7 protein-coding genes and 1 pseudogene are annotated in these 7,192 nt (G+C 71.9%); all 8 read right to left on the minus strand.

What is annotated here, in order from left to right:
- A pseudogene (locus tag AB0C29_RS25725) lies at window positions 1-218 on the minus strand (mannose-6-phosphate isomerase); the annotation flags it as partial.
- Window positions 218-400, minus strand: coding sequence for a Trm112 family protein (locus tag AB0C29_RS25730; protein WP_360555811.1), 183 nt, complete (start codon window positions 398-400; stop codon window positions 218-220). The gene AB0C29_RS25730 and the pseudogene AB0C29_RS25725, both read right to left, overlap by 1 nt.
- A 47-nt stretch (window positions 401-447) precedes the next feature.
- On the minus strand, window positions 448-1,827 hold the full coding sequence (locus AB0C29_RS25735; RefSeq protein ID WP_360824900.1) for a phosphomannomutase/phosphoglucomutase: 1,380 nt from the start codon (window positions 1,825-1,827) through the stop codon (window positions 448-450).
- A gap of 78 nt (window positions 1,828-1,905) precedes the next feature.
- Window positions 1,906-2,586, minus strand: a complete 681-nt coding sequence (gene nfi, locus AB0C29_RS25740; RefSeq protein ID WP_360824903.1) for a deoxyribonuclease V — start codon at window positions 2,584-2,586, stop codon at window positions 1,906-1,908.
- 67 nt (window positions 2,587-2,653) lie between these two features.
- Window positions 2,654-3,028 (minus strand): DUF779 domain-containing protein, encoded by a 375-nt coding sequence (locus tag AB0C29_RS25745; RefSeq protein ID WP_360824906.1) that lies wholly within the window; start codon window positions 3,026-3,028, stop codon window positions 2,654-2,656.
- Between the two features lie 3 nt (window positions 3,029-3,031).
- Window positions 3,032-4,555, minus strand: a complete 1,524-nt coding sequence (gene adh, locus AB0C29_RS25750; RefSeq protein WP_360824909.1) for an aldehyde dehydrogenase — start codon at window positions 4,553-4,555, stop codon at window positions 3,032-3,034.
- Between the two features lie 37 nt (window positions 4,556-4,592).
- Window positions 4,593-5,867 carry a GAF domain-containing protein gene (locus AB0C29_RS25755; RefSeq protein WP_360824912.1) on the minus strand — a complete coding sequence of 425 codons (1,275 nt, stop codon included), beginning with the start codon at window positions 5,865-5,867 and terminating at the stop codon, window positions 4,593-4,595.
- Window positions 5,868-5,938: 71 nt separating this feature from the next.
- Window positions 5,939-7,084 carry an SUKH-3 domain-containing protein gene (locus AB0C29_RS25760; RefSeq protein ID WP_360824915.1) on the minus strand — a complete coding sequence of 382 codons (1,146 nt, stop codon included), beginning with the start codon at window positions 7,082-7,084 and terminating at the stop codon, window positions 5,939-5,941.
- Window positions 7,085-7,192: the final 108 nt, after the last annotated feature.

Below are 7,192 nucleotides of genomic sequence, written 5' to 3' on the forward strand. Positions count from 1 at the left end.
ACGACCACGGCGCGGGGCCGGCCCTCGTCGGCGAGCACGCTCAGGTTGGCCTCGGCGGCCAGCGCGGCCGACTCCCGGACCTGGGCGCCGGCGGACGCGGTGGCCCGCAGCATGCCGCCCGGGTCGTTCTCGAGCATCGCCTTCTCGTCGGAGAGCAGCGCCTCGTCGGCCACCCGGCGCCCGGTCAGGCCGGCCGCTCCCTCGAACGGGCCCGCCATCAGGAAGCCTTCCCGTCGGTGATCGCCTCGTCCAGGAGGAGAACCGGGATGTCGTCACGCACCGGGAAGACACGTCCGCACTCGGTGCAGGTCAGCGTCTGCGCGCCGGCGTCGTACTCCAGCGGCGCGTGGTGTGTGTCCGGGCAGGCCAGAATCTCCAGCAACTGCGGGTCGAGGGCCACCGAACGGCTCCTTAAAACGTGCGCGGGCTTTGCGGATCCAGGTGATCCTAACCGCGAACGATGGCGAGCACCTGGTCGCGCAGGGCCGCCATCCGGTCCGGCTTCGGCGCTTCCACGTTCAGCCGCAGCAGCGGCTCGGTGTTGGAGGCACGCAGGTTGAACCAGGCGCCGTCGCTGAGCCGCAGGGTCATGCCGTCGAGCTCGTCCAGCGTGGCGTCGGCGAACGCGGCGCGGACCTCGGCGATCTTGGCGGGCGCGTCGGCCACCGTGGAGTTGATCTCACCGGAGGCGGCGTAACGCTCGAACTCGGCCGCGAACTGCGACAGCGGCTGCGGCTGGCCCCCGAGCGCGGCGAGCACGTGCATCGCGGCGAGCATGCCGGTGTCGGCGAACCAGAAGTCACGGAAGTAGTAGTGGGCCGAGTGCTCGCCGCCGAAGACCGCGTTGGTGCGGGCCATCTCCGCCTTGATGAAGGAGTGGCCGACCCGGCTGCGGACCGGGACACCGCCGTTCTCGGTGATGATCTCGGGCACCGCGGCCGAGGTGATCACGTTGTGGATGACCGTGCTGCCCGGGAACTTGGCCAGCTCCCGCTTGGCCACCAGCGCGGTGATGGCCGACGGGGACACCGGGTCGCCGTTCTCGTCCACCACGAAGCAGCGGTCGGCGTCGCCGTCGAAGGCCAGGCCCAGGTCGGCGCCGTGCTCGCGGACGGCCGCCTGCAGGTCCACCAGGTTGGCCGGGTCCAGCGGGTTGGCCTCGTGGTTCGGGAACGAGCCGTCCAGCTCGAAGTAGAGCGGCACGATCTCCAGCGGCAGCGCGGACAGTTCCTGGTCGCCGAGCACGGCCGGCACGGTGTAGCCACCCATGCCGTTGCCGGCGTCGACGACGACCTTCAGCGGCCGGATGCCAGACAGGTCGACGAGCCCGCGCAGGTGCCGGGCGTAGTCGGCGAGCAGATTGCGGTGCTCGATCGCCGGCGGCACCTCGCCCACCGCGTCGAGGTCGTTGAGCAGCTCCTCGGCCCGCTGCCGGACGATGACCAGGCCGCTGTCCTGGCCCACCGGGCGGGCACCGGCCCGGCACAGCTTGATGCCGTTGTACTTGGCCGGGTTGTGGCTGGCGGTGAACATGGCGCCGGGCAGGCCGAGCACACCCGAGGCGTAGTAGAGCTGGTCGGTCGAGCCGAGACCGGTGTTCACCACGGTGGCGCCGGCCGAGTTGGCCCCGGCGGAGAACGCGGCGACCAGCGCGGGGCCGGTCTCGCGCATGTCGTGGGCCAGCACGATCCGTTCCGCGTCGTCCCCCGACTCGCGGAGCATCTCCACGAACGCCGTGCCCAGGGCCCGGGCCACGGTTTCGTTGAGCTGGTCGGGCACGACGCCACGGACGTCGTACGCCTTGACGAGCTGGGACAGATCAGACAACGGTCACTCCTCGGCACGATGTTCGACCCGCCGACACTATCGGAGCGAGGGTGACCGCCGGGTCGCAACAGCGTGGCGTCACCGTCTCGGGACTGTTACATCCGGCTGCCGCAATCCGTCCCGGCAGGCCCGGTCGGCGGCCCGCGTCGTCTCCGGCAGCCGGAAGCGTGGCGTGAGTCCGAGGGTGAGCGCGCAGGCGGTGTCGAGGTCCATCCGGTGCCCGGCCGAGACGAAGACCGGCTTCACCGAGTCCCGGGTCCGCAGCACGGCGCCCACGGTCTCGCCGTCGTCGATCAGCGCGGACCGCTCGCCGCGGCGCTCGCCGGGCGGCGCCCAGCTGCCCACCAGCGGGGTCTTGCCGACGCCGAACGACGGCAGGCCGGTGAGCACGCCCAAATGGCAGGCGAGTCCGAAGCGCCGGGGATGCGCCAGTCCGTGGCCGTCGCAGATCAGCACGTCGGGTCGCACGGTGAGCCGGTCCAGGGCCGTCAGCAGCGCGGGGATCTCCCGGAAGGCGAACAGTCCGGGCACGTACGGGAAAGCCGCCCGGCCCCGCACGACGGCCGTGTCCACGACGCGATGGTCCGCTGCGTCCAGCACGACGATCGCCGCCGCGAGCCGCTCGCCGTCCTCGTGGTAGGCCACGTCCAGGCCCGCGACCGTCGCCGGCCGCTCGGGTCCGGGCCCGCCCAGCAGCCGCGACCGGAGGGCGTCCTGCACGGCCAATGCCTCGGCTTCGGTACGCGGCCAGTCGGTCATGGCCGGAGACGCTATAGCAGTGAGCACCCGGCCGGGCAGCAGTTTCCCGCCGCCCGGCCGGGCCTCGTCACGACGGCAGCGCCGCCAGTTCCTCGGGTGTGAGGATGCGGCTGCGGATCAGGAAACGCACCCCCTCGGGCGCCTCCAGACTGAAGCCGCTGCCCCGGCCCGGCACCACGTCCACGGTGAGGTGGGTGTGCCGCCAGGCCTCGAACTGCGAAGTGCTCATCCAGAAGGACACCGGTTCGGCCACGCCATCGATGTGCAGCTCCTCGAGCAGCACATCGCTCGCACCGGTACGGAACTCACCATCCGGGTAACACATCGGGGCGCTGCCGTCGCAGCAGCCGCCGGACTGATGGAACATCAGCGGGCCGTGCTGTCCCCGCAGCGACCGGATCAGGTCGGCCGCCGCGGGTGTCACGTCTACTCGGGCTCCCATGGCCTAGAAGAATCCCATGGCCTTGGGCGAGTAGCTGACCAGCAGGTTCTTGGTCTGCTGGTAGTGGTCCAGCATCATCTTGTGGTTCTCGCGGCCGATGCCGGACTGCTTGTAGCCGCCGAACGCCGCGTGCGCCGGGTACAGGTGGTAGCAGTTGGTCCACACCCGGCCGGCCTTGATCGCCCGGCCCGCCCGGTACGCGGTGTTCATGTCCCGCGTCCACAGGCCGGCGCCGAGGCCGTAGAGGGTGTCGTTGGCGGTCTTGATCGCGTCGGCGTAGTCGGAGAACGAGGTCACCGACACCACCGGGCCGAAGATCTCCTCCTGGAAGATCCGCATCGAGTTGGCGCCCTCGAAGACGGTCGGCTGCACGTAGTAGCCGCCGGCCAGGTCCCCGCCGAGGTCGGCCCGGGCTCCGCCGATGAGCACCTTGGCGCCCTCCTGCTTGCCGATGTCGAAGTACGACAGGATCTTCTCCAGCTGGTCGTTGGAGGCCTGCGCGCCGACCTGGGTGTCGGTGTCCAGCGGGTTGCCCTGCTTCATGTTCTCCACGCGCTTGACGCCCGCGGCGAGGAAGTCGGAGTAGTGGCCCTGCTGGATCAGCGCGCGCGACGGGCAGGTGCAGACCTCACCCTGGTTCAGGGCGAACATCGAGAAGCCCTCGAGCGCCTTGTCCATGAAGTCGTCGTCCTGCGCGCTGACGTCGTCGAAGAAGATGTTCGGGCTCTTGCCGCCGAGCTCCAGGGTCACCGGGATGATGTTCTCGGAGGCGTACTGCATGATCAGCCGGCCGGTGGTGGTCTCACCGGTGAACGCCACCTTGGCCACCCGGTTCGAGGAGGCCAGCGGCTTGCCGGCCTCGACGCCGAAGCCGTTGACGATGTTCACCACGCCCGGCGGCAGCAGGTCGGCGACCAGCGACATCCAGTAGTGGATCGACGCCGGGGTCTGCTCGGCCGGCTTGAGCACGACGGCGTTGCCGGCGGCCAGCGCGGGCGCCAGCTTCCAGACCGCCATCAGGATCGGGAAGTTCCACGGGATGATCTGGGCGACCACGCCGAGCGGCTCGTGGAAGTGGTAGGCCACGGTGTCGTCGTCGATCTCGCCCAGGGTGCCCTCCTGGGCCCGCAGCGCACCGGCGAAGTAGCGGAAGTGGTCGATGGCCAGCGGGATGTCGGCGGCCATGGTCTCGCGGACCGGCTTGCCGTTCTCCCAGGTCTCGGCGACGGCGAGCTGCTCGAGGTTCGCCTCCATCCGATCGGCGATCTTGTTGAGGATGTTCGCCCGCTCGGAGACGGACGTGCGGCCCCAGGCGTCGGCCGCGCCGTGCGCCGCGTCGAGGGCCCGCTCGACGTCGTCGGCGGTGCCCCGGGCGATCTCACAGAAGTTCTGGCCGTTCACCGGCGAGGGGTTCTCGAAGTACTGGCCCTTGACAGGAGGTACGTACTCGCCACCGATCCAGTGGTCGTAACGGGATTCGTAGCTGACGACCGCACCGTCGGATCCGGGCGGGGAATAGATGGTCATGCGCGTGTCCTCCGTACCAGTTCGGGTACGGGTGACGTTAGTTACGGCGAGGTTGCAAGACCGTTGCGAGCCCGTATTCCGCCGTGAGCGACGCGACCCTCCTGGTGGCCAGCGAGAGGGCCGGCGAGTGGGGTGGCAGGACGGCGGCGTAGGCCTCCCACATCGACAGGTCCTCGGCGCCCCAGGGGCTGGTCACCCAGGACTGGATCAGGGCGGGGTCGGCGCGGCGCAGCACGGCGTCGCGCAGGCGGGAGTCGATCAGGCGGCGCAGCCGGGCCACGCCGGGGGCGTCCGAGGAGGGCAGCAGCGGTCCGGCGTAGGCGGCCAGAGCCTCGGCGACCAGGCCGCGTTCCAGCAGGCGGGTCACTGTCAGGAAGTCGGCGTCGACCTCGGCGCGCAGCCGGTAGGGCCGGGAGTCCAGCAGCTCGGGCCCCAGAACGCGGCGCAGCCGGGAGAGTTCCGCGCGCACGGTCACCGGGTTGAGGTCGTCGGCGTAGAGGTCCACGGCGAGCTGGTCACCGGTGCGGCCCTCGGGATGGAGCAACAGCAGGACCAGCAGCTCCGAATGCCGGCGGCCCAGCCGGTGCGGCCGGCCGCCGATCGACAGGACGGCGTCCTCGCGGCCCAGGGCCGACACCGTCGCGCCGCGCGCGGGCTGACCGGCACCCAGGTACGCCTCGGCGGCCAGCGCTGTCGCCCGGACCAGGGCGAGGCTGTGCGGGTTGGCCAGGTGGTCGCCGCCGGTCACGTCGATCGCGCCCAGCAGCCGGCCGGTCGCCGGGTCGTGGATCGGCGCGGCGGCGCAGGTCCAGCGCTGCACGCCGCGGCTGAAGTGCTCGGTGGCGAAGATCTGCAACGGGTGGTCGACGGCGAGCGCGGTGCCCGGCGCGTTGGTGCCGGCGTGCGCCTCGTCCCAGCGGGCGCCGGGGACGAAGTTCATCGACTCGGCGCCGCGCAGCACCGACGCGGTGCCCTCGACCCAGAGCAGCCGACCGTGCGCGTCGCAGACCGCCATCAGGTGGTCACCGTCGTCGGCCAGCCCGCCGAGCAGGTCCCGGAAGATCGGCAGCACCCGGGCCAGCGGGTGCGCGGCCCGGTACGCCTCGAGGTCGCCGTCGCTGAGCTCGATGGGCGCGGTGCTGTCCGGGCTGACCAGCGCGCCGGCCGAGCGCCGCCAGGACGCGGCCACCACGTCCCGCACCTGGGTCACCGGTTGTTCACCGGTCACGAACCGCTCGTGGGCCCGGCCCACCTGGGTGATCCGTTCCGCGGGGTCGGTGCCGAGGGCGAGCGCGAGCCACGGGTTGGACATGCGCACCTCCAGTCCCGTCCATCGTGACCCGCATCACGCCCTTCGACAACCACCTGTTCAGCGGCACATGATCAGCCTTCGACCCGGGGAGCGGAGCGGCCCAGCAGCAGAGTGTCGAGGGCGGCGGGCAGCCCGGTGCCCAGCGACCACTCGCCGGACTCGTCGATCAGGAAGATCCGCCGCGCGGGGTCGATGGCCAGCAGGCCCTCGTAGCCGGCGGTCCCGAGCGGGAAGAGCGGCGCACCGACCCGCCGCGCCACCCGGGCCAGCGTGTCGGCGGTGTCGGCGGCCCACCCCGGATCGATGTGGAACGGCGCCGTACGCACCGAGCGGCCGGGCACCTGGACAGTGGATTCCGCCCCGAGATACTGCTCGAGCGCCTCGACCGCGGCCGGGGACACCGTGTGCTCGTGCTCGACCCCGCGGACGGCCAGCACCTGCTCGATCCGTTCGGCGACGCGCGCCTTGGCCGGGGCCGGACCGCGGTGCAACCGGCGGCGCGCGAGCCGGCGTTGCCAGGCGGAGTCACCGGCCTGGCGACCGGGCCGGTCCGAGGGCCACAGCGGGCGGTACCCGAGGACCTCGGCGCAGGTGGCGCACGGTCCGCCGTTGGCATGGCCCTGACGCGGGTCGGAGGGCTCCCGCACCCGCCACAGCCGTACGTGCGTGGCGACATCGCCGGGATCGCTGATGAGCTTCCCGAACGCCACCAGCTCGGGATGCCACTCGGCGCCGCGGACCCGGGCCCGGGCCGGGACGGCACCGAGCCGGGCCTGCACGAGCGGATGCAGCTCCGGCGGCTCAGCGGTGCGGACGCTGCTCGCATGCACGGTCGCGGACGACTCCAGCGCCACCTCCGCGACCGCTCCCGGCACCTCGACCGCCGCGCCGCCGAAGCCGGGTCGTGGTGGCACACCCCGCTCGTACTCGAGCTGCTCGCGGTACTGATCGTCCAGGTAGGCCGGATTGGCGAAGCTCACCACCCGGCCGGTGACCTTGTCGACGAACGTGGCGTAGCTCGCGCGGACGCCGGGCGCCTGCACGGACCAGCCGAGCTCGTCCTCGTTCAGCACCACCTGCCCGGGCTCGCAGCCGGCGCGCTCCGCCCAGCGCAGCGCGATGCGTTCGAGCACGTGCGGCGGCAGGTCATGGACGTCCGCCGGAGTGTCACGGCGCTGCAACGTCACACCGCTGGGCAGCACCAGCTGCATAGTCATCGATCCTCCCGGGGGCGGCCTCGGTCTTGGCGGTGACCCGCCCGGCGGCGAGTGTGTGCCGCAGCCGGGCAGCGCCGAGGACACCCCAGGAGGTCGCCCAGGCGCTGA

The sequence above is a fragment of the Actinoplanes sp. NPDC048791 genome, assembly GCF_040650095.1.
Classification (GTDB): domain Bacteria; phylum Actinomycetota; class Actinomycetes; order Mycobacteriales; family Micromonosporaceae; genus Actinoplanes.